The sequence below is a fragment of the Caballeronia sp. dw_276 genome (assembly GCF_018449635.1).
Classification (GTDB): domain Bacteria; phylum Pseudomonadota; class Gammaproteobacteria; order Burkholderiales; family Burkholderiaceae; genus Caballeronia.
Genome location: NZ_JAAVUV010000015.1, coordinates 123,742 through 144,281, shown reverse-complemented (window position 1 = coordinate 144,281; position 20,540 = coordinate 123,742). Strand labels below are relative to the sequence as shown.

Annotated in this window: 21 protein-coding genes and 1 pseudogene; 12 read left to right on the top strand and 10 right to left on the bottom strand. The window is 60.1% G+C overall.

The features are described 5' to 3' along the window. Positions 1-26 precede the first annotated feature (26 nt). The 3 genes from pxpA to pxpB are packed head-to-tail and all read right to left on the bottom strand — an operon-like array spanning position 27 to position 2,482. Positions 27-779, bottom strand: coding sequence for a 5-oxoprolinase subunit PxpA (gene pxpA / locus HB633_RS26800; protein WP_213781184.1), 753 nt, complete (start codon positions 777-779; stop codon positions 27-29). 21 nt (positions 780-800) lie between these two features. Continuing rightward, a complete protein-coding gene (locus tag HB633_RS26795; protein WP_213781183.1) occupies positions 801-1,832 on the bottom strand; it encodes a biotin-dependent carboxyltransferase family protein in 1,032 nt (343 codons plus the stop codon). Then, on the bottom strand, positions 1,829-2,482 hold the full coding sequence (gene pxpB, locus HB633_RS26790) for a 5-oxoprolinase subunit PxpB (protein WP_213781182.1): 654 nt from the start codon (positions 2,480-2,482) through the stop codon (positions 1,829-1,831). The genes HB633_RS26795 and pxpB overlap by 4 nt, the downstream gene beginning before the upstream one ends. Before the next feature lie 156 nt (positions 2,483-2,638). Between pxpB and HB633_RS26785 the strand changes: the two genes are divergently transcribed. After that, positions 2,639-3,151: a winged helix DNA-binding protein gene (locus HB633_RS26785; protein ID WP_213781181.1), complete on the top strand. Its 513-nt coding sequence runs from the start codon at positions 2,639-2,641 to the stop codon at positions 3,149-3,151. Positions 3,152-3,938: 787 nt separating this feature from the next. Here the strand turns inward: HB633_RS26785 and HB633_RS26780 are convergent. Further along, positions 3,939-4,505, bottom strand: a complete 567-nt coding sequence (locus HB633_RS26780) for a 5-formyltetrahydrofolate cyclo-ligase (RefSeq protein WP_213781180.1) — start codon at positions 4,503-4,505, stop codon at positions 3,939-3,941. A 50-nt stretch (positions 4,506-4,555) separates the two neighbouring features. Between HB633_RS26780 and HB633_RS26775 the strand changes: the two genes are divergently transcribed. From HB633_RS26775 to HB633_RS26760, 4 genes are all read left to right on the top strand, one after another. Then, positions 4,556-6,523, top strand: coding sequence for a lytic transglycosylase domain-containing protein (locus HB633_RS26775; protein ID WP_213781179.1), 1,968 nt, complete (start codon positions 4,556-4,558; stop codon positions 6,521-6,523). Between the two features lie 100 nt (positions 6,524-6,623). Then, entirely contained in the window at positions 6,624-7,577 is a 954-nt protein-coding gene (locus HB633_RS26770; protein WP_213781178.1) for a complex I NDUFA9 subunit family protein, read from the top strand. A gap of 27 nt (positions 7,578-7,604) precedes the next feature. Beyond that, the gene (locus HB633_RS26765) at positions 7,605-8,225 is read left to right on the top strand and encodes a glutathione S-transferase family protein (RefSeq protein WP_213781177.1); all 621 of its coding nucleotides are present in this window, start codon (positions 7,605-7,607) and stop codon (positions 8,223-8,225) included. Beyond that, positions 8,222-9,460 carry a multifunctional CCA addition/repair protein gene (locus tag HB633_RS26760; protein ID WP_213781176.1) on the top strand — a complete coding sequence of 413 codons (1,239 nt, stop codon included), beginning with the start codon at positions 8,222-8,224 and terminating at the stop codon, positions 9,458-9,460. Before HB633_RS26765 ends, HB633_RS26760 begins: the two co-directional genes overlap by 4 nt. On the opposite strand, the gene HB633_RS26755 is transcribed toward HB633_RS26760, so the two are convergent. Next, positions 9,457-9,651, bottom strand: a complete 195-nt coding sequence (locus HB633_RS26755) for a DUF2905 domain-containing protein (RefSeq protein ID WP_213781175.1) — start codon at positions 9,649-9,651, stop codon at positions 9,457-9,459. The two genes, HB633_RS26760 and HB633_RS26755, sit on opposite strands and share 4 nt — an antisense overlap. Positions 9,652-9,655: 4 nt before the next feature. After that, a complete protein-coding gene (locus HB633_RS26750; protein ID WP_213781174.1) occupies positions 9,656-10,870 on the bottom strand; it encodes an SAM-dependent methyltransferase in 1,215 nt (404 codons plus the stop codon). Positions 10,871-10,883: 13 nt separating this feature from the next. On the opposite strand from HB633_RS26750, the gene HB633_RS26745 reads away from it, so the two are divergent. The 6 genes and pseudogenes from HB633_RS26745 (at position 10,884) to HB633_RS26720 (ending at position 17,214) form a co-directional block, all read left to right on the top strand. Beyond that, positions 10,884-11,711 (top strand): SDR family oxidoreductase, encoded by an 828-nt coding sequence (locus HB633_RS26745; RefSeq protein ID WP_213781173.1) that lies wholly within the window; start codon positions 10,884-10,886, stop codon positions 11,709-11,711. A 27-nt stretch (positions 11,712-11,738) separates the two neighbouring features. Continuing rightward, positions 11,739-12,140: a dihydroneopterin aldolase gene (locus tag HB633_RS26740; protein ID WP_062000591.1), complete on the top strand. Its 402-nt coding sequence runs from the start codon at positions 11,739-11,741 to the stop codon at positions 12,138-12,140. Between the two features lie 44 nt (positions 12,141-12,184). Next, a pseudogene (gene ttcA, locus HB633_RS26735) lies at positions 12,185-13,081 on the top strand (tRNA 2-thiocytidine(32) synthetase TtcA); the annotation flags it as partial. A 183-nt stretch (positions 13,082-13,264) separates the two neighbouring features. Beyond that, positions 13,265-14,626, top strand: a complete 1,362-nt coding sequence (gene glmU / locus HB633_RS26730) for a bifunctional UDP-N-acetylglucosamine diphosphorylase/glucosamine-1-phosphate N-acetyltransferase GlmU (protein ID WP_213781171.1) — start codon at positions 13,265-13,267, stop codon at positions 14,624-14,626. Between the two features lie 79 nt (positions 14,627-14,705). Beyond that, positions 14,706-16,523, top strand: a complete 1,818-nt coding sequence (glmS, locus tag HB633_RS26725; RefSeq protein ID WP_213781170.1) for a glutamine--fructose-6-phosphate transaminase (isomerizing) — start codon at positions 14,706-14,708, stop codon at positions 16,521-16,523. 250 nt (positions 16,524-16,773) lie between these two features. Next, positions 16,774-17,214, top strand: coding sequence for a DUF488 domain-containing protein (locus tag HB633_RS26720; protein WP_213781169.1), 441 nt, complete (start codon positions 16,774-16,776; stop codon positions 17,212-17,214). A gap of 320 nt (positions 17,215-17,534) precedes the next feature. Here the strand turns inward: HB633_RS26720 and HB633_RS26715 are convergent, their stop codons facing one another. From HB633_RS26715 to HB633_RS26700, 4 genes are all read right to left on the bottom strand, one after another. After that, positions 17,535-17,783: a hypothetical protein gene (locus tag HB633_RS26715; RefSeq protein ID WP_056364551.1), complete on the bottom strand. Its 249-nt coding sequence runs from the start codon at positions 17,781-17,783 to the stop codon at positions 17,535-17,537. Between the two features lie 28 nt (positions 17,784-17,811). Further along, on the bottom strand, positions 17,812-18,054 hold the full coding sequence (locus HB633_RS26710; protein WP_213781168.1) for a hypothetical protein: 243 nt from the start codon (positions 18,052-18,054) through the stop codon (positions 17,812-17,814). Between the two features lie 114 nt (positions 18,055-18,168). Beyond that, positions 18,169-18,441 carry a hypothetical protein gene (locus HB633_RS26705; protein WP_213781167.1) on the bottom strand — a complete coding sequence of 91 codons (273 nt, stop codon included), beginning with the start codon at positions 18,439-18,441 and terminating at the stop codon, positions 18,169-18,171. Between the two features lie 164 nt (positions 18,442-18,605). Beyond that, on the bottom strand, positions 18,606-18,884 hold the full coding sequence (locus tag HB633_RS26700; RefSeq protein WP_213781166.1) for a GlsB/YeaQ/YmgE family stress response membrane protein: 279 nt from the start codon (positions 18,882-18,884) through the stop codon (positions 18,606-18,608). 270 nt (positions 18,885-19,154) lie between these two features. Here HB633_RS26700 and HB633_RS26695 point away from each other — a divergent pair, with 270 nt between their 5' ends. After that, entirely contained in the window at positions 19,155-20,537 is a 1,383-nt protein-coding gene (locus HB633_RS26695; protein ID WP_213781165.1) for a sigma-54 dependent transcriptional regulator, read from the top strand. The last annotated feature ends 3 nt before the right edge of the window (positions 20,538-20,540 follow it).

Sequence of the window (20,540 nt, the reverse complement as noted above, 5' to 3'; positions counted from 1 at the left end):
TTTGTTGTGACGTGGTTACTTTCGGTTCAAGCGGCTTGCGCGTGAGCCGCGCGCACTTCGATACCCGCCGTTTCCAGCGCGCCGCGAATCCGCTTGGCGAAGGCCAGTGCGTGCGCGCCATCGCCGTGAAGGCAGACGGTTTGCGCGTTGATCGGCACCCATTCCCCGCTGATCGCCTGCACGCGCCGTTCGGTTGCCATGGCGAGCGTGCGCGCGAGAACCGCTTCTTCGTCGTCGAGCAGCGCGCCCGGGTCCTTGCGCGGCACGAGCGATCCGTCCGCGCGATATCCGCGATCCGCAAACACCTCTTCGATGGCCGCCATGTTCGCCTTGCGGGTGGCATCGACGAGATTGCTGTTTGCGAGGCCAAACACGAGCAGCGAAGGATCGAAGTCGTGGATGGCGGAGACAATCGCCTCGGCGATCCCGGGGTTTTTCGCGGCCTGGTTGTAGAGCGCGCCGTGCGGCTTCACGTGCGCGATCTTGCCGCCTTCTGCCTTGGCAATTGCGGCCAACGCGCCGAGCTGGTACAACACGCCGGCATAAATCTCGGATGCCGGAATATCCATTTCCTTGCGCCCGAAATTTTCGGGATCGTTGAAACTCGGATGCGCGCCGATCGCTACGCCCTTCGCGACTGCCCACCGCACGCAATCGCGCATGGCCGTGGCGCCGCCTGCATGCCAGCCGCACGCGATATTCGCCGAGCTCACCAGATCGAGCAGCGCTTCGTCAGAGCCACACCCTTCGCCGAGATCGGCATTCAGATCGATTTCCATGGTCGTTCCTTTCACGTTTATCTACCGGTCGTAGCGTTCGGCGTGCATCGCGATAGCCGCTTCGACCTGTTTCACATACATGCGCTCTTCGGCCAGCGCATGGCGCGCGGCCTCCACCGTTGTTTCGATAAATCGCACGCCGCCATTCAACCGCGCTTGCGCGAGCTTCCACAAATCCGCCCGGATCACCGATCCGATCTTCGGATAACCGCCCGTGGTCTGGGCGTCGCCCATCAGCACGATGGGCTGGCCGTTCGGCGGGACCTGGATCGTGCCGGGCAGCACCGCGTGCGAGAGCAAATCGGCTTTATCGGTACGTTCCAGCACCGTTCCGGCAAGCCGGAAACCCATGCGATTGCTGTTCGGCGTAATGGTCCATTCTTCGTCCCAGAAATCGTGCTGCGCCGTTTTCGTGAAGGTCTCATATTCAGGACCGCGCAAGACCCTGACCGGCAATGACCACGCGTTGCCCGGCGTATGTTTGCCGCGCCGCAAGGGTTCTTCCACATATACGAACTTGCACCATGCGGGCGCTTTCACGCCGAACGCCACGCCCGTTGGCGAAAACGCGCCGTTCTTGTGTGGCTGCGGCACGCCGGTCGCAAGACGATCGCCGTCGCGCAACGCCCGGCCACCAAGGCCGCCGAAACACGCGCCGAGATCCGTGCTGCGCGAACCGAGCATGGGCAGGACATCGATACCCCCCGCCACACAAACATACCCGCGCATGCCGTGCCTCGCGCCGCGCAGCGTCAGTTCCTGGCCGGCCTCGACCGGCAGGCTCCACCACGAGTAGACGGGTTTATCGTCGAGAGTTGCGCCGAAATCCGTACCCGTGATCGCGATGCGCGTCGCGCGCGTGAATTTCAACGTAGCCGGTCCGAGCGTCAATTCGATACCCGCCGCGTCTGGCCGGTTGCCCACGATCCTGTTGCCAATTTCCAGCGATAAAGCGTCGAGCGCCCCGCCCGAACTCACGCCCAGGTGCCTGTACCCTTGACGCCCGAGGTCCTGCACTGAAGACAGCATGCCGGCGCGAATCACGTCGATCATGCGAGCACCTCCAGCGCGGTGAAACGCACGTGATCGCCCGGCTGCATAAGCGTGGGCGGGTTGCGCGCGGGATCGAAAAGCTTGACGTCCGTGCGCCCGAGCAACTGCCAGCCGCCCGGCGACACCGCCGGATAGATCCCCGTCTGCTCCCCGCCGATACCCACCGATCCCGCCGGCACTTCCAGCCGCGGTTTCGGGTGCCGCGGCGCGTTGAGCGTCGGATCGAGCCCGCCGAGATACGCAAATCCCGGCTGAAAACCCAGGAAGAACACGATGTAATCGGCTTGCGTGTGGCGCTTCACGAGTTCATCGATGCTCAATTTCAGGTGCTTCGCCAGCGCTGCCAGATCAGGCCCGTCCGTCCCGCCGTAACGCACGGGAATTTCGATTTCCGCGGTCCCGACGTCCGCCTCGAGCCCCTCGTCCCAGGCGTTTTTCAATTGCTGCGCGAGATTGGTTTGCTCCAGTTGCAACGGATCGAAGACGAGCGTCAGGTTGTTCATGCCCGGCACCACCTCCAGAACATGCGGCCAGAGCCGCGCTGCATCGGCGAGCGCCCACATTCGGCGCTGGCATTCGAGCGTTGCCGGGGCCGGCGCTTCGCAGACCAGCGCGGTATCGCCGAGCGGATGAATTTTGGGTGATGTCATGCTGACCTTGCCGGTATTCGAGGTCGCGCCTCGATTCGATCATCGGAATGTACATTGTCAATAAATTATCGACAAATTATCAATAAGAATGTGTACTAGTTATTGAAATTTCGGTCGATACGCTACACTCGTTGGCACATTGTTCCGTTAAACGCCATGCCCCGCCACCCGACCAAGATTGTTTCCTCCGAGCATCTCGTATCCGAAACCAGCGCGGAATTATCCGAGTTCGAGTACGGGTTGATCATGGCTGGCAACGCGTTCAACCGATGGATGGTGCGCTGCATGTCGGCGGCGGGCGCCAAGGACATGACGGCGGTGGAAGTATCGCTGTTGCATCATGTCAGCCACCGCGATCGCAAGAAAAAGATCGCCGATATTTGCTTTGTACTCAATATAGAGGACACGCACGTTGCGAGCTACGCCTTGAAGAAGCTGATGGCGCGGGGGTATGTGGCGAGCGAAAAGGTGGGGAAGGAAGTGTTCTTTTCCGCAACGCCGGCGGGCCGCGAGTTGTGCGGGAAGTATCGGGAAGTGCGGGAGAGTTGCCTGATCAGCGCGCTGAAGGAGAGCGGGCTTTCGAATGAGCAGATTGGAGAGGCGGCGCAGTTGCTGCGCAATGCTTCGGGGTTGTATGACACGGCGGCGAGGGCCGCAGCATCGCTATAGGTTTTTCGTTCGCACTCTGGGGTTGGGGGTTGGGGTTGACGCCGGGTTGCTGCTTTTTAGGCTACCGCGCGTTCGTTTCTAGCTGTTCTCTCTAGCACTATTAGCCACTGTCCGTGGCGGGACTTCATTTCTTTGTCCAACGGCGACAAAGAAACGAAGCAAAGAAAACGCCTTCCAAACGAGGGCACATAAGTGTCCCCAGCGTGCACTGATAACTATTTGGTACCCCAAAAGCACGCTCAGCGCATAACCCCGGACAGTTGAAACCCTCCCCCTCCGAACACAGATACCCACACGCTTCGCCACCAGTGTAGGAATCCGTTAACACGGAAACCTGGCCTACGCATAACAACGGAATAGCCCACAACGGGTTCAAGCATCTTGAACCCATGGCCTCGCCACCGGCGCGGCCGACCCTTCGTTTTGGGCGCCAGCGCGCGCAGCGCGGAAGCCTGGTTGATGGATTCCCACACTGGTGGCGAAGCGTGTGGGTTGCCGTTGACGGAGGGGGAGGGTTTCAACGGGACGAGGTTATTCGCCGAGCGTGCTTTTGGGGTGCCAAAACGTTGTCACTGCACGCTTTGGACACTTAAGAATTAGCGGTTGAAAGGCGTTTTCTTTGCTTCGTTTCTTTGTCGCCGTTGGACAAAGAAATGAAGTCCCGCCACGGACAGTGGCTAACAGTGCTAAAGAAATCAGATAACAAGAAACGCGCGAAGACCTAAAAAGCAGCAACCCGGCATCAACCCCGACCGCCCTCCAACCGAGTGCGAACGAAAACCTATCGCTAATAAATAGCGGATTCAGTCACAATCGCGCCCAACGGCAAATCGAACTCCCCGCGCGGTAGCGCATCACACTTCGCAGATTCAAACGCCACCCCGACCGTCGCGGGTTTCTTCTCCGCGGGCCAGAACGCCAGCGTCCGGTCGTAATATCCGCCGCCATATCCCAGCCGATACCGACCGGCATCGAAACCCACGCAGGGAATCAGCAGTAGATCCGGAACCACCACGCGTTCCTCCTGCGGCACGGCAATGCCATAACGCCCTTTCTTCATCGCGGAATCGCACCGCCACGCGTGAAAAACGAGCGGTTGCCTCGGAGCAACGACCACCGGCAACGCCGCCGTCCTCGACGCCGACAACGCCAGCCAAACGGCCAACGCATTGCGTGCATCGAACTCCCCGGCAACGGGCCAGTAAAACCCGATGCTCGATACATCCGGATACCGCGCCACGACCTCCATCAAACGCCGCACAAGCGCTTCGCCACGCGCCTCGTGATCGGCCTCGCCGCCTTGTGTTTCGCGGGTTGCAAGCAAGCTCGCGCGCAGCGCGCTTTTGGCTTCCATCAGAGGGTTGCATGCTATGCTTTGGATCACTTCGCGCTCCGCAAAAAACGATGTCAAAACGTCTCAAACGAGTATATCTCGCAGCCGCCACGGCGCTCGCCACGATCACGCTGATCGGGTGCAGCACGGCTTCGGCAGTTCGTCCTTCAGTCGATTATTCGCTGTCGCAAGACGACCGGACTTTCATTCAGCTGCGCGAAGCCGCGCGCGCGAATGACGCCGGCCGCGCCATGCAGCTCGCCGCGCAAATTCCGAACTATCCGGCGCCGGGTTACGTCGAATATTTCACGCTCAAGCCGCAACTTTTCGACTCGCAAGGCCACGCGCGCATCGACGCGCCGGACGAGCCGGTGCTGTCGTTCCTGCAGCGCTACGACGGTCAGGCCATCGCCGATCGCATGCGCAACGACTATCTGGTCGTGCTGGGCGCGCGCCACGACTGGCGCAATTTCCTCGATCAATACCAGCGCTTCGTGCTGAACGACGACACCCAGGTGAAATGCTACGCGCTCGAAGCGCGGGCATCGCGCGGAGAAAACGTGTCGGATGCCGCGCGGGCATTGCTCGTGGATCCTAAGTGGTATGGCGACGGTTGCGTGGACCTGATCAACGGGCTCGCCGTATCGCAGCAATTTACCTCCGACGACGTTTGGCAACAGATTCGTCTCGCGTACGAGCAGAACTACACGAACACCGGCAGCAAGATTGCCGACGCACTCGGCCAACAGCGCCCAAGCCAAAACTCGTTCGACAGCGCAGCGAACACGCCGCCGCTGTATCTCGCGCGTGGCGTAGGTCGTGACACGTCGTCGCATCAACTCGCGTTGCTCGCCATCACGCGCATGGCGCGCAACGATCCGGCCATGGCGGCGGCATCGTTCAGTTCGGTGGCGCCTGCCTTGACGCCGCTCGAGCGCGCGACCGGCTGGGGCACGATTGCGTATCAGGCTGCGTCGAAACGCATGCCGAGCGCGGTGGACTGGTACAGGTTGTCGGTGAATGCGCAGTTGTCGAATCCCGCTTACGAATGGCGTACGCGCATGGCATTGCTCGCCGGCGACTGGACCATGGTGCGCTGGTCGATCGAGCAAATGCCACCCGCGCTGCGCAACCAGCCATCGTGGATTTATTGGCACGGACGCGCATTGAAGCAAGCCGGAGACACCGCCACGGCCGCGCAGGAATTTACGAGCATCGCGGATCAGTTCAATTTCTACGGGCAACTGGCATCGGAAGAATTGGGGCAGAAGATCACCGTGCCGCCGCGCACGACCGTGACCGACGCTGAAATCGCCCAAGCCGGGACGGTGCCGGGTTTCGCGTTGTCGCAGAAGTTCTACAACATGAACCTGCGCCTCGAAGGCAACCGCGAATGGAACTGGCCGCTGCGGACCATGACGGACCGTCAGTTGCTGGCGACGGCGCAGTACGCACGTCGTATCGAATTGTTCGACCGCACCGTGAATACCGCCGATAAAACCAAGACCGAGCACGATTTCTCGCTGCGTTATCTCGCGCCGTACAAGGACGTGGTCGACCGGGAATCGAAGAATACCGGGCTCGATATTGAATGGGCGTACGGCCTGATCCGCCAGGAATCGCGTTTCATCATCAACGCGAAGTCCGAGGTTGGCGCGGGCGGCCTGATGCAGTTGATGCCTGGCACCGCGCAACTCGTGGCGAAGAAGATTGGCATGGGCCCGGTTTCGCGTGAGCAGATGAATGACATCGATACAAACATTCTGCTCGGCACGAACTATCTGGCCATGGTCTATAACCAGTTCGACGACTCCGCCGTGCTGGCAACGGCCGGCTACAACGCGGGTCCGGGACGGCCGAAACAATGGCGCTCCACGTTGAACGGTCCGGTAGAGGGCGCGATTTTTGCTGAAACCATTCCATTCACCGAAACCCGCGATTACGTCAAGAACGTGCTGTCGAACACCGTGTATTACGCGGCGTTGTTCGAGGGTCGTCCGCAATCGCTGAAGGCGCGGCTCGGCTACATCGCGCCGTAAGCGTATTGCATCAGGCTCGCCGCGCGTTTCGCTTATCCGGCAACGCGGCGCGCGGGGAGCCACCTTCCGCGCGCCGCCGCTGTCACTCACAGAGGCGAATATGCGACATCAAACCATTGCGTTGATCGGCGGGTCGGGGTTTATCGGCAGTCATCTGGTCAACGCGCTTGTCGAAGTCGGCAAGAACGTGCGCATCGCCACCCGGCGGCGCGAGAATGCAGCGCACCTCACCCTTCTGCCCGTGGATGTGATCGAAACCAACGTCTACGATCCCGTTCAACTCGCTGCGTTCGTGTCTCAAGCCGATGCCGTGATCAACCTCGTCGGCGTGTTGCAAGGCAAACGCGGCGTGCCCTACGGTCCGCAATTCGCGAAGGCGCATGTCGAGTTGCCGAACAAGATCGTGGCCGCGTGTCAGGCGAAAGGCGTGCGGCGCCTGCTTCACATGAGCGCGCTCGGCGCGGATTCCAACGGCCCGAGCATGTACCTGCGCTCGAAAGGCGATGGCGAAAAAGCCGTGCGCGATTCGAATCTCGCCGCGACCATCTTTCGTCCGTCCGTGGTTTTCGGCCCCGAAGACAATTTCCTGAATCAGTTTGCGTTCCTCGAACGGATCTTTCCCGTGATTCCTCTCGCGTGTTCGCAGGCGCAGTTCCAGCCCGTTTTTGTCGGCGATGTCGCCAAGGCCTTCGTCAACGCGCTCGACCTCGATGCCGCCAGCGGCCGTGCTTACGAACTCACCGGCCCAACAGTCTATACGCTCGAAGAACTCGTGCGCTTCAGCGGCGCGGCGATCGGCAAGAATGCTCGCATCATCCGCTTGCCCGAGTCTCTCGGCCGCCTTCAGGCCATGTCGCTCGAGCTCGCGCCCGGCGAACCCATGATGTCGCGCGATAATCTGGATTCCATGAAAGCGCCGAACATTGCGAGCGGTCCGATTGCGCCGGAACTGGGTATCGATCCGGCGAGCATTGAAGCGATTGCGCCCATGTATCTCACGGGCGCATCCACGCGTTCGCGCTTCAATACGTTCCGTGCGTCGGCGGGGCGTTGATTCACGTTTTTAACTTCAAATATTGCGATGAAACTCGTTATCGGTGACAAGAATCAATCGTCGTGGTCCATGCGGCCGTGGCTCGTGCTCAAGCACTTCGGCATTGCGTTCGAAGAGGTCTTGATCCGCCTTGGCCAGCCGGATTCGACCGCGAACATCTTGGCGCATTCGCCGTCCGGCAAAGTGCCGTGTCTTGTGACCGATGCCGGCGACGCCGTCTGGGAATCCCTCGCGATCATGGAAACGCTGGCCGAGCTTTACCCGCAACACGCCATGTGGCCGCGCGATGCCGCTTCGCGCGCGCACGCCCGCAGCATCAGCGCTGAAATGCACGCGGGTTTCGGCGATCTGCGCGAACAAATGTCGATGAACATCCAGCGTCAGGCGTTCGGCCAGCCGTTGACGGCGGGTGCGTTGTCGAACGTGAAGCGCATCGACAAGATCTGGAGTTCGTGTCTGAGCGTCCACGGCGGACCGTTCTTGTTCGGCAAGGAATTCGGTATTGCCGACGCGATGTTCGCGCCCGTTGTCATGCGCTTCAATTCGTACGCGCCGAAGATCAGCGACACGGCACGCGACTATTGCAAGCACATCACGACCATGCCGGAAGTCGCCGAATGGATTGAAGGCGCGCGGAAAGAGCAATGAACATCTACGCCGTGGGCGGTGCAATCCGCGATGAAATGCTCGGTTTGCCGGTGCAGGACCGCGATTACGTCGTGGTTGGCGCCACGCCCGAGCAAATGACCGCGCAGGGTTTCAGGCCGGTCGGCAAGGATTTCCCCGTCTTCCTGCATCCGCAAACGCACGAGGAATATGCGTTGGCGCGGACTGAGCGCAAGACATCGGCGGGATATCACGGGTTTCAGTTTTTCTACGCCCCAGACGTCACCCTGGAAGAGGATCTCGCCCGGCGCGATCTGACCGTCAACGCAATGGCGCGCGAAGTGCGGCCGGATGGCGAACTGACCGGGCCGGTGATCGACCCGTTCAATGGCCGTGCGGATATCGAAGCACGTATTTTCCGGCATGTCGGCGATGCGTTCATCGAAGATCCGGTGCGGATTCTGCGGATCGCGCGGTTTGCGGCGCGCTTTGCGGATTTCACCATCGCCGATGAAACTCTCGCACTGATGAAACGCATGGTCGCCGATGGCGAAGTCGATGCGCTCGTGCCCGAGCGCGTCTGGCAGGAAGTATCGCGTGGGTTGATGGAGAAGATGCCGTCCCGCATGTTCGAGGTGCTGCGCGCGTGCGGCGCGCTCGTGCGGATATTGCCGGAGGTGGATTCGTTATGGGGCGTCGCGCAACGGGCCGACTATCACCCCGAAGTCGATACCGGCATTCACGTGATGATGGTCGTCGATTACGCGGCGGCGCATGGTTTTACGTTGCCAGTCCGGTTTGCCGCGCTCACGCACGATCTCGGCAAGGCGACCACGCCGGAAGATATCTTGCCGCGTCATGTCGGACATGAAATGCGCAGCGTCGATCTGCTGAAGCCGCTTTGCGAGCGGTTGCGCGTACCAAACGATTGCCGCGACCTCGCAATGCTGGTCGCGCGTGAGCACGGAAATATCCATCGTGTGATGGAGTTTGGCGCGGCCGCGCTGGTGCGTTTATTCGAGCGATGCGATGCGTTGCGCAAACCCGCGCGGTTCGCCGAGGCGCTGCAAGCTTGCGTCTCCGATGCCCGGGGCCGTCTCGGTTTGAGCCAGCAGCCGTATCCGCAGGCCGAGCGTTTGCGCGAGGCGCTGGTGGCGGCGCGCGCGGTCGATGCCGGCGCCGTCGCGCAGCAATACGCGAACGAGCCGGCGAAGATCAAGGACGCGGTTCACGCCGCGCGGGTCGCGGCTGTGGAAGCTGCTCTTCAAAGCGCTTAAAGCGCCCGCGCGATCAGCGAAAGAATGATCGAAAGCAGGATTGTTGACATGAACGGGAACGAATACTCGCGCCCGAACAACCGCAATGTGAAGTCGCCAGGTAATTTGCCGATGCCGAGTTTCTTCATCCACGGCAAAGAAGCCGAGAGAATCGTCAACGCAATAAACGTGGTGAGAACCCAGCGGATCATGGCGTCATAGCGTGTGCGAGCGGTCGCCGGACGAGAACGCGGCGATCGTGTCATCGATACCCCGCGAGAACGCGATCACCTTGAACAACTCGCCCATTTCCGCCTCCGATAACAACTTTTGCACCGCGTTAGCCGCGGGCAGGAAACGGCGGACATCGGTTGGATCGATGTCGGAAAGCGCGTCTGTAATGCCCGCGTTCATCAGAAACCGCGCCTGGGACGTGAAGCCGAGCAGCTCCGCGCCGGCATCGGTTCCAGCTTCCGCGATGCCCGAAAACTCCACGTGCGCCGTGATGTCCTGCAAGCCCGGATACAAGAACGGATCGCCGTGCGCGCGATGCCGGTAATGGCACATCAGCGTGCCCTGAGCGCGCTGAGCGTGATAAAACTCGCGCCGCGGAAACCCGTAATCAATAAAGAACGCCGCGCCGCGCGTGAGCATCGTGCAAATGGTGCGCGTAAAGGCCAAAGCGGCTTCGTGCGTCTCGCTCACATATTCGATGAACGGCTCGTCGTTGACTTCGTCGATGGTCGTATCGATTTCGGCGAGCAAGGGGTTATCGAGCGCGGCCAATAAAGGTTTGTCGTTGAAGGCGAAATGATCTTGCGCCCAGATAACGCCGCGTTCCTGCCATTCGCCAAGTTTGCGCACGACCAGCCGCACGGGCATGGCGTCCAGAACTTCGTTGCCGATCACCACGCCTTCGAATTGCTCGGGCAGCGCGCTCAACCACCGGACTTTCGATGCCAGATCGGGCGTCTCGGATTCTATCGTCGCGCGTTGGCGTTCCTGCAATTCGCCCGACAAATCCACGATGGCATAACTGTCGAAAGGAACGTCGAGGGCCTTGAGCGCGTTCAGCAAACCCGCCGCGAGCTTGCCCGTGCCGGCGCCGAACTCCATCAGGTTACGCGTGCTGCTGTCGCGCAACGCCTGCGCGACAGGCCGGGCAAGCGTCGCCGAGAACAATGGCGACATTTCGGGCGCGGTGACGAAATCGCTGCCATCGTCGCCGCGTTTGCCGAATTTCATCGCGCCACCGCTGTAATAGCCGAGGCCGGGCGCGTAGAGCGCGAGGTCCATATATCGGCTAAAAGGCATCCAGCCGCCTGCGGCCGCGATTTCTTCGCGGATGCGCGCGGTCAGCCGTTCGGACTGCGCGAGCGCGTCGGGGCCGGGAGCGGGTAAACTGTCGGATTCGTGAGCTTTTGGATTCATTCCGGCATTGTAAATGAGCGTTTCTTCGTCCACTTCTCCTGATTCTTCCGTCCCCAAAACCCGAGTCGTGCTAGTCACGGGCGCGGCGAAACGCATCGGCCGCGGCCTGGCGCTCGGTTTCGCGGCGCGCGGCTGGGACGTCGCCGTGCATTTCGGCGGCTCGGAAACCCACGCGCAGGAAGTCGTGCAATCGATCCGCGCGCTCGGCCGTAATGCGGTTGCGCTCGGCGCGGACTTGGGGCGGGAAGACGATGTGGCGAAGCTGGTTCCGGCGTGTATTGAAGGGTTGGGCGGCTTGCATTGCGTGGTGAACAACGCGTCGCGGTTCACGGAAGATACCGCGCGGGATTTCGGTTACGCGCATTTGCTCGAAATGATGGCCGTCAACGTAGGCGCGCCGCTGGCTCTGGCGCGCGCCTTGTACGAAGCCACGTCCGACGCCGCCATCGACGATGAATCCCAGCGCGCGTGCGTCATCAACGTGCTGGACCAGAAGCTGTACAACATGAATCCGGATTATTTGTCGTACACGCTGAGCAAGGCGGCGCTCGAAAACGCGACCGTCGCGCTGGCTCAGGCGCTCGCGCCGAAGTTGCGCGTGGTCGGGCTCGCGCCGGGCCTAACGTTGCCATCGGCGGATATGACGGACGCCGAGTTTGACGCCGCGCATCGTGTGACGCCGCTCGGCCGTGCTTCGCGCGTGGAGGACGTGGTTGCGGCCGCGTGTTATCTCGCCGAGGCATCGGGCGTGACCGGCACGACGCTGGTTGTCGATGGTGGTCAGCATCTCGTGCCATCGCCGCGCGACATCATGTTTCTGATGTCCAACCGTTCCCAGTAAGTTAATCAGTTTCACCAGGATACGACCATGCTCGCCGTACTTTCGCATCCCCGGCTCGCCGATTGCCGGCGGCTTTTTCTGCGCAATTACGAAGTGCGCATCAACATTGGCGTGCACGATTTCGAGAAGCAGGGCGAACAACGCGTGGTGATCAACGTGGAATTGTTCGTGCCGCTGGCTTTATCGACGCCGGTCGAGGATAAATTGCGCGAAGTCGTCGATTACGATTTCATGCGCTCGACCATCGCCAAGCGTGTGGGCAAAGGGCATATCCACTTGCAGGAAACGCTTTGCGACGACGTCGCCGCTGCGCTGCTTGAACATCCGAATGTGCGGGCGGTGGTGGTATCGACGGAAAAGCCTGACGTGTATCCCGATTGCGATGCCGTGGGCGTCGAAGTCTTTCGCATCAAAGAGGTGGCAGCATGAGTTCGATTATCGAGCCAGTTTCGGTTCCTAAAATCCGTGAGCCGATGACGCGCCACGAGCAAAAACAGGCATACGAGAACAACAAGTTGTTCAAGCGTCTCGCGCGTCAGGTTGGCGAAGCGGTGGTCGATTACAAGATGATCGAGGACGGCGACAAGGTGATGGTGTGCCTGTCGGGCGGCAAGGATTCGTACGCGATGCTCGAATTGCTGATGCGTTTGCGCGAGCGCGCGCCGATCAACTTTGACATCGTGGCGGTCAATCTCGATCAGAAGCAGCCCGGTTTTCCCGACCACGTGCTGCCCGAGTATTTGAGCAAACTCGATATCCCGTTTCACATTGAAAATCAGGACACGTACAGCATCGTCAAGCGGCTCGTGCCGGAAGGCAAGACCACGTGTTCGTTGTGTTCGAGATTGCGTCGCGGGATTTTGTATCGCGTGGCGGGTGAATTGGGCGCGACGAAAATTGCGCTCGGCCATCATCGCGATGACATTCTGCAAACGCTGTTTCTCAATATGTTTTATGGCGGCAAGTTGAAGGGCATGCCGCCGAAACTTCAATCCGATGACGGCAAGAACGTAGTGATTCGACCGCTGGCCTACATCAAGGAAAAGGATCTGGAGAAGTTCGCGGAATTGCGCGAATTCCCGATCATTCCGTGCAATTTGTGCGGCAGTCAGCCGAATTTGAAGCGCGCCGAAATGAAAGCGCTGATCCGCGATTGGGAAAAGCGTTTTCCGGGGCGGGTGGAGAACATGTTCAATGCGCTATCGAATGTAGTGCCATCGCATTTGATGGATCACAAGCTTTTCCCGTTCGGCGGTTTGCGTGCAACGGGCGTGGCTGATCCGGCTGGGGATATCGCGTTCGATGAAGATCCTTGTTCTACGGAATCGGCATCGCAAACTATTTCGATCGTCCAGTTTGACGATATTTGAGTGGCGACACGCCGCGCTTGACCAAGGCGCGGCGTAAAAGCACCCAATAAGCTCGCGCCTCGGCCCGGTCTTTCACCCCGCCAAAGTCTGCGCAAATCGTTGCTCAGCAAGGCGCGCCGCAATTTCCCGCACCCGCCCGCGTGCTATATTGACGCCTCCAACACTTCCAAAAAAGCTGACGCCATGAATATCGTTATTTTGGCGGCAGGCACCGGTAAGCGCATGCGTTCCGCCTTGCCGAAAGTCCTTCATCCCCTGGCTGGCCAGCCGCTCTTGTCCCATGTGCTCGATGTCGCGCGCACGCTCAATCCCACGCGGCTTGTCGTGGTGGTCGGGCACGGCGCCGATCTGGTTCAGAAAGCCGTCAGCGCGCCCGACGTTCAGTTCGCAATCCAGGAGCAGCAACTCGGCACCGGCCACGCGGTCATGCAGGCGCTGCCACTGCTCGATCCCACCGTTCCCACGCTGATTCTCTACGGCGACGTGCCGCTCACGCGTGCAAGCACGCTAAAACGCCTCGCCGATACCGCCGGCCAGCAGTACGGCGTCCTGACCGTGACGCTCGACGACCCCACGGGTTACGGCCGTATCGTGCGTGACGCAATGGGCAAGGTTCAGCGCATTGTCGAGCAGAAGGATGCCAACGCCGATCAGCAGAGGATCACCGAGATCAATACCGGCATCGTCATTACGCCGACGGCGCAGCTTGGTGAATGGCTGGCATCGCTGAAAAATGACAACGTGCAGGGCGAGTTTTATCTTACCGATGTCGTCGAGCGTGCGCTCGAAGCGGGTATCGACGTGGTGACGTCCCAGCCCGACGAAGAATGGGAAACGCTCGGCGTGAACAGCAAGCAGCAACTCGCCGAACTCGAGCGGATTCATCAGGGCAACGTGGCGGACGCACTGCTGGTCGCGGGCGTGACGCTGATGGACCCGGCGCGTATCGATGTGCGCGGCACGCTGACGTGTGGACGCGATGTTTCCATCGATGTGAATTGCGTCTTCGAAGGCAACGTGACGCTGGCGGATAACGTGACCATCGGCCCGAATTGCGTGATCCGCGACGCCACTATTGGCGCCGGTACGCGCGTTGATGCGTTCACGCATATCGAAGGCGGCACGACTGGCGCGAACGTCGTGCTTGGACCGTACGCGCGTTTGCGGCCGGGCGCGGTGCTCGGCGACGAAGCGCATGTCGGCAACTTCGTGGAAGTGAAAAACGCGGTGTTCGGGCGTGGCTCGAAAGCGAATCATTTGAGTTATATCGGCGATTCGGACATTGGCGCGCGCGTGAATATCGGCGCGGGCACGATCACCTGTAATTACGATGGCGCGAACAAATTCCGCACGGTGATCGAGGACGATGTGTTCGTCGGATCGGATACGCAGCTCGTTGCGCCGGTGCGCGTGGCGCGCGGTACGTCGATCGCGGCGGGGACGACGATCTGGAAGGATATCGTCGAGGAAAACCAGCTCGTGATGAACGAGAAGACGCAAATCAGCAAAAGCGGTTACGTGCGGCCGGTAAAGAAGAAAGCCTGAAGCATCACGATGCTCGCGCTCCGGCGAGCGCCCTTGCGGCGAACGCGGTGCGATTCAAAAACAACTTGAAGGAAAGATCATGTGCGGAATTGTCGGCGCGGTTGCGCAACGTAACATCGTCCCGGTGCTCGTCGAAGGTTTGCGGCGGCTCGAATACCGCGGCTACGATTCGTGCGGCGTTGCCGTCATCGCCGATGGCGAAACCAAGCGCGCGCGCAGCGTCGCGCGCGTCGCCGATCTCGCCGAGCAGGTCCGCGCAAGTCATCTGGATGGCGTGACCGGCATTTCGCACACACGATGGGCCACGCACGGCGCGCCCGTCACCGACAACGCGCATCCCATCTTCTCGCGCAACGAATTGGCGCTGGTGCATAACGGCATCATCGAGAACTACGAAAGCCTGCGGGCCACGTTGCGGGAAAAGGGCTACGAGTTTGTATCGCAGACCGATACCGAGGTCATCGCGCATCTGATCCACAGCATGTATCGCGGTGACCTGTTCCAGACCGTGCGCGAGGCCGTGAAGCTGTTGCACGGCGCATACGCGATTGCCGTGATTCACAAGGATCAGCCGAACACAGTGGTTGGCGCGCGCGCGGGTTCGCCGCTGGTGGTCGGTGTGGGCGATGGCGAGAACTTTTTGGCGTCGGATGCGCTCGCGCTCGCGGGCAGCACGGATCGCTTTGCGTATCTGGATGAAGGCGATGTGGTCGAGATTACGCTCGATGGCGTGAAGATCGTCGATCGCGACGGCCTGCCGGCAGAACGCGAAGTGCGCGTGGTCGCGGCGTACGGCGGCGCGGTTGAACTTGGGCCGTACCGGCATTTCATGCAGAAGGAAATCTTCGAGCAGCCGCGTGCCATCACCGACACCATTCCACAAGCCGAGCGTTTCACGCCCGAATTGTTCGGCGCGAACGCGGCGGAGGCGTTCGCGGATATCGACAGCGTCCTGATCCTCGCGTGCGGCACGAGTTCGTATGCCGGCATGACGGCCAAGTACTGGCTTGAGTCCATCGCCAAGATTCCCACGCAGGTGGAAGTGGCGAGTGAGTATCGGTATCGCGAGTCGGTGCCGAATCCGAAGGCGCTGGTCGTGGTGATATCGCAATCGGGCGAAACCGCCGATACGCTCGCGGCGTTGAAGCACGCGCAATCGCTTGGGCACAAACACACGCTGGCGGTGTGCAACGTGGGTTCGAGCGCGATGGTGCGCCTGACCGAGCTGACGTTCCTCACGCACGCGGGCACCGAGATTGGCGTGGCATCCACGAAGGCATTTACGACGCAACTGGTCGGCATGTTCGTGCTGGCGGTGACGCTCGGCGCGATGCGCGGGCATGTGAGCGCGAAGCAGGAAACTGCGTACCTCGCGCAACTGCGGCATTTGCCGGCGGCGCTCAATAGCGTGCTCGCGCTGGAGCCGCAGATCATCGCTTGGGCGGAGGAATTTTCGCGCAAGGAAAACGCGTTGTTCCTCGGGCGCGGGTTGCATTATCCGATTGCGCTTGAAGGCGCGTTGAAGCTGAAGGAAATCTCGTATATCCACGCTGAGGCGTATCCGGCGGGCGAGTTGAAGCATGGGCCGCTGGCGTTGGTCACGGAGGCGATGCCGGTGGTGACGATCGCTCCCAATGACGCGTTGCTGGAGAAGCTCAAGTCGAATATGCAGGAGGTGAAGGCGCGCGGCGGCGAGCTATACGTTTTCGCCGATGCGGATACGCGCATTGTCAGCGAAGCCGGCATTCATGTGATCCGGATGCCGGAGCACTATGGTTTGCTGTCGCCGATTTTGCATACAGTGCCGCTGCAATTGCTGGCTTATCACACGGCTTGTGCAAGAGGCACGGATGTGGATAAGCCCAGGAATCTGGCTAAGAGTGTGACGGTGGAGTGAGGGGGTGGGCTTTTTTGGTCAGCCATTAAAGCCACGGAGTCCGCACTGGATCGTAAAGCGCCGCGTTGATGCTTGTCATCTACGCGGCGCTTTTGTTTCGTCAGCCGCAAACATCGCAAGCGGGCGTTAGGCGCCCCAAACGGTCTTTGCCTGTCAATGGACCCCAAGGACGCTACGAATGTGAAGAGCGGGCTGCGAACGGCCACGATGACGCCATACCCAACGCGGAATCATCACGAGGTCCCGAGCCATGCGAGTCAAAACCATCGGCTTCACGCAAAAATCGGCTGAACGCTTCTTCACGCTGTTGAAGGCAGCAGAAATCAAAACCGTCCTCGATGTCCGGCTGAACAACACTTCGCAACTCGCGGGCTTCTCAAAAAAACCAGACCTTGAGTTCTTCCTGTCCAAGCTACTCGATATCAACTACGTCGACCTTCGCGAGCTCACGCCTGAGCGCGATCATCTCAAGCGATATCAATCCGGCGACCTGTCGTGGGACGACTACGCGTCGGCATACATCGAGGTACTGGCGAAGCGCCGGGTGGAGAGCAACCTCGACGTCATCCTGTTCGATGGCGCCTGCCTACTCTGCAGCGAACACACGCCCGACAGATGCCATAGAAGGCTTGCCGTCGAATACCTGAACTCGCGATGGTCCAACCGCTTGACCATCCAACATTTGCTGTAACGCAGACCCGTGCTCACTTTATAAGCGCCGCCAACAACACCCACTCCTCGCGCCTTAATGTTTTTATCGTGAGTGATATGTATACATAGTAATAGTTAACAAGCATCGCTCGTTTCTGTGGACAAGCACTGAAAGCTTCATCGGATCAACGCTCTACAGAACAGATAACCGCAAGCACGCTTGCGGGACAACGCGCGCAACCGAAGGATAACTTCCGCTTCACCACGCACGCGTCCGTGGTTATCAAGAATCAGCACACACCAATCCGTGTTGTTATGCCGAAGTTATCCAGAGGTGGCGGCGAATAACTTGCATCGGTATCAGCCGATGTTCATCAGCGTCATCTGGCTCACGAGCAACGCGCGAAGCTCGCTCAAGTCCGGCCGCGTTCCCCAGTTGCGCGCGCCCGCAACGGACGCGATCGCCATCCATGAGTTGGGCGGAAACCATTCACGCAGTGCGACTTCGTCCTGGAGGATCCGAAGCCGGCCGGTTTCCTCGCAGTAATCGGCGCACATCTGCGTGCCGGCCGCTTGCGTTGTCACTCGAAGACTCCGGGGTCGCAGCATGCGTGCTCCTCCTGTTCGATATACCCGCTCAGGACGGCGTCGCGGCGGCGTGCTGGTTTGCTTCTATCGCGCGTTCTTTCGCTTTTTCCTTCGCCATGTGATGCCCGACAATGCAGCCGCCTACAGCGCCGACAATCGCATGGTGTCCCGCGACATGGCCGGCAACGCCGCCGACGACAGCGCCTTTGAGACATCCCGCCGCGTTGGCCGTGCCGGCTGCTGCGAAGAGAGCCAGCAACGATAAAGCTGCAATCGAAATCCGTTTGTTCATTCCTGATCCTTGAAGGCGTCCGGTGACATCGATATGAATGTCATCCGGTGAACGAAGTCTATGTGCAGTCTTCGCTCGCAAGTGAAACCGGTTTGCGAGTTTGGTAACGCGCAGTTACCGCGCGTCAGATGCACGCGTGCGTTCGCCGACCACGAGGCCGCGCTCGGGTTGCGCATTGGGCTTTAGCCCGCTGAGCGGATCGGCGATGTGTGTATCGATGAAAGGCGGGACATTCGTAACAACGGGCACCGCTTTCGATGCCGGCACGGCGCCCGTCAACGTCATGACGCCGATACCGCTCACCACGATCACTGCAATGCCTGTGGCGGCGATCAAAGAATGGATACGGCGACGTTGCTGCTCTTGGAGATTCGAGCTGACGCTCATGACAAACCTCGCGGATGGGTGCGTCTTGCTACAACGCGCTCGCCGCGATGCCCGTGCACCGTCCGCGCTTCAGATTTGTAAGTAGATGTGCGACTTACGATCAAATTGCATTGCGCAAACAAAAACCCCGTGCGAGGCACGGGGTTTTCAGGTCGCACAAGGCTTTAAACAGTTGGCCCGGCGCGTCCACGGCTGAAGAGCCGCACGATGATCAACAGTATTACCGCGCCAATCACCGCCGTGATCAGCGACCCGATAATGCCGCTTCCGAGATGAATCCCGAGCGCTCCGCCCAGCCATCCGCCTATAAATGCGCCGACGATCCCCACGATGATGTCCACCACAATCCCAAAGCCGCCGCCATCGACAATCCGGCCGGCGAGCGCGCCGGCAATCGCGCCGATGATGAGCCAGAAGATGATTCCGTGCGAAACAGGTTCCATAGCGTTCTCCGTTGGGTGGTTCCGCGTGCGGTAAACGTAAGGTGGACGCGGTGTCTCGACTGGTGCAAACCACGTGCCCGGTCCGCGCGAAGACAGTCGGTTACAACTGGCGATCTTTTTCATTCATGGATACGCAAACTAACTTTTCGTTTCACCTGACGCGAGTTTGCATCGATAGGATGGGTCACCCGGAAAGTTGCGTCCGTCGCGACTGGCCAAGCTGTTCCATTCAGGCGTAAAGAAAGGCTTACCAGAGAATCTCTTACAACCATGGACCGCGTGCATCGGACGCTTGTTTATATAGGCGACAAGCCTGACGAAAAACTTCTAAAAAATCTCAGCGATGCCGGCTGGAAAGTGGTGCACGCAATCAGCGCAAACGCTTCAACCGACTTACCCGACACACCCATGCCTGCCCTGCTCGATCTCACGGCCGGTGTCAACAAAGTGCATATTGAACGGGTCGAACAGCTTTCGCGCTCAGCGCTGTTGGCGTGGGTTGCGCTGGTATCGCGTGAATCGCGGGACCTGCAGGAAGTGCGCGATGCCATCGCCACGCATTGCTTCGACTTCGTCACGGTGCCCACGCCGCATGAGCGCATCCTGAACGTGTTGTCGCAGGCGGTCGGCATGGAGGCGTTGCGTTTCGACGAAGACGCAATGCCCGTAGACGACGTCCTGGCGAGCAGCATGATCGGGTCGTCGGAAGTAATGCGGACGCTTCATCGCGCGATTGGGAAAGTGGCTTCGACGGATGCCACCGTTTTCATATCAGGCGAATCGGGGACCGGAAAAGAATTGACCGCGCAAATGATTCACGCGCGGTCGGCGCGGCGCGACATGCCGTTTATTGCGGTGAACTGCGGCGCGGTTCCGCATGAGCTTTTGCATTCGGAATTGTTTGGTTACGAGCGCGGCGCGTTTACCGGCGCCACGCAACGCAAGACCGGGCGCGTGGAGGAGGCCAGTGGCGGAACATTGTTCCTCGATGAAATTGGCGACCTGCCATCGGAGAGTCAGGCCGCTTTATTGCGCTTTATCCAGGAACGGAAAATTGAACGACTGGGCGGTATTGAAAGCATAGACGTGGATGTGCGCGTGATAACGGCGACGCATGTCGATATGCAGGCCGCTGTAGACGAAGGACGCTTCCGGGCCGACCTGTTTTTCCGCCTTTGCGTACTGGAAATCAGGGAGCCGCCGCTTCGGGTTCGCGGGAAAGATATTACCGAGCTGGCGTTCTACGCGCTCGAACGTTTCAAGGACGAGCGCGCACGCCGCATTCATGGTTTTGCGCCGGATGCCATTGCCGCGTTGCATAACTACGGCTGGCCCGGCAACGTGCGCGAACTTATTAATCGCGTGCGTCGCGCAATAATTTTATCCGAGGGAAAATACATCACTGCTGAGGATCTCGAACTATCCGAGCACGCCGCGAATGCACCAGATTCGCTCCGTGAGGCCCGCGCGGCCGCGGATCGGCGTGCGATAGAAATGGCGCTCTTCATACATAAGGGCCGTATCGTAGATGCGGCCCGAGGCCTTGGAATTTCCAGGGTTCACTTACATCGGCTGATGCAGGATTTGGGCATGCCCACACGCGCCTCGAGCGAGGAAATGCACGAGAACGGCGACCCGGCCCAAGCCCTGTGATTT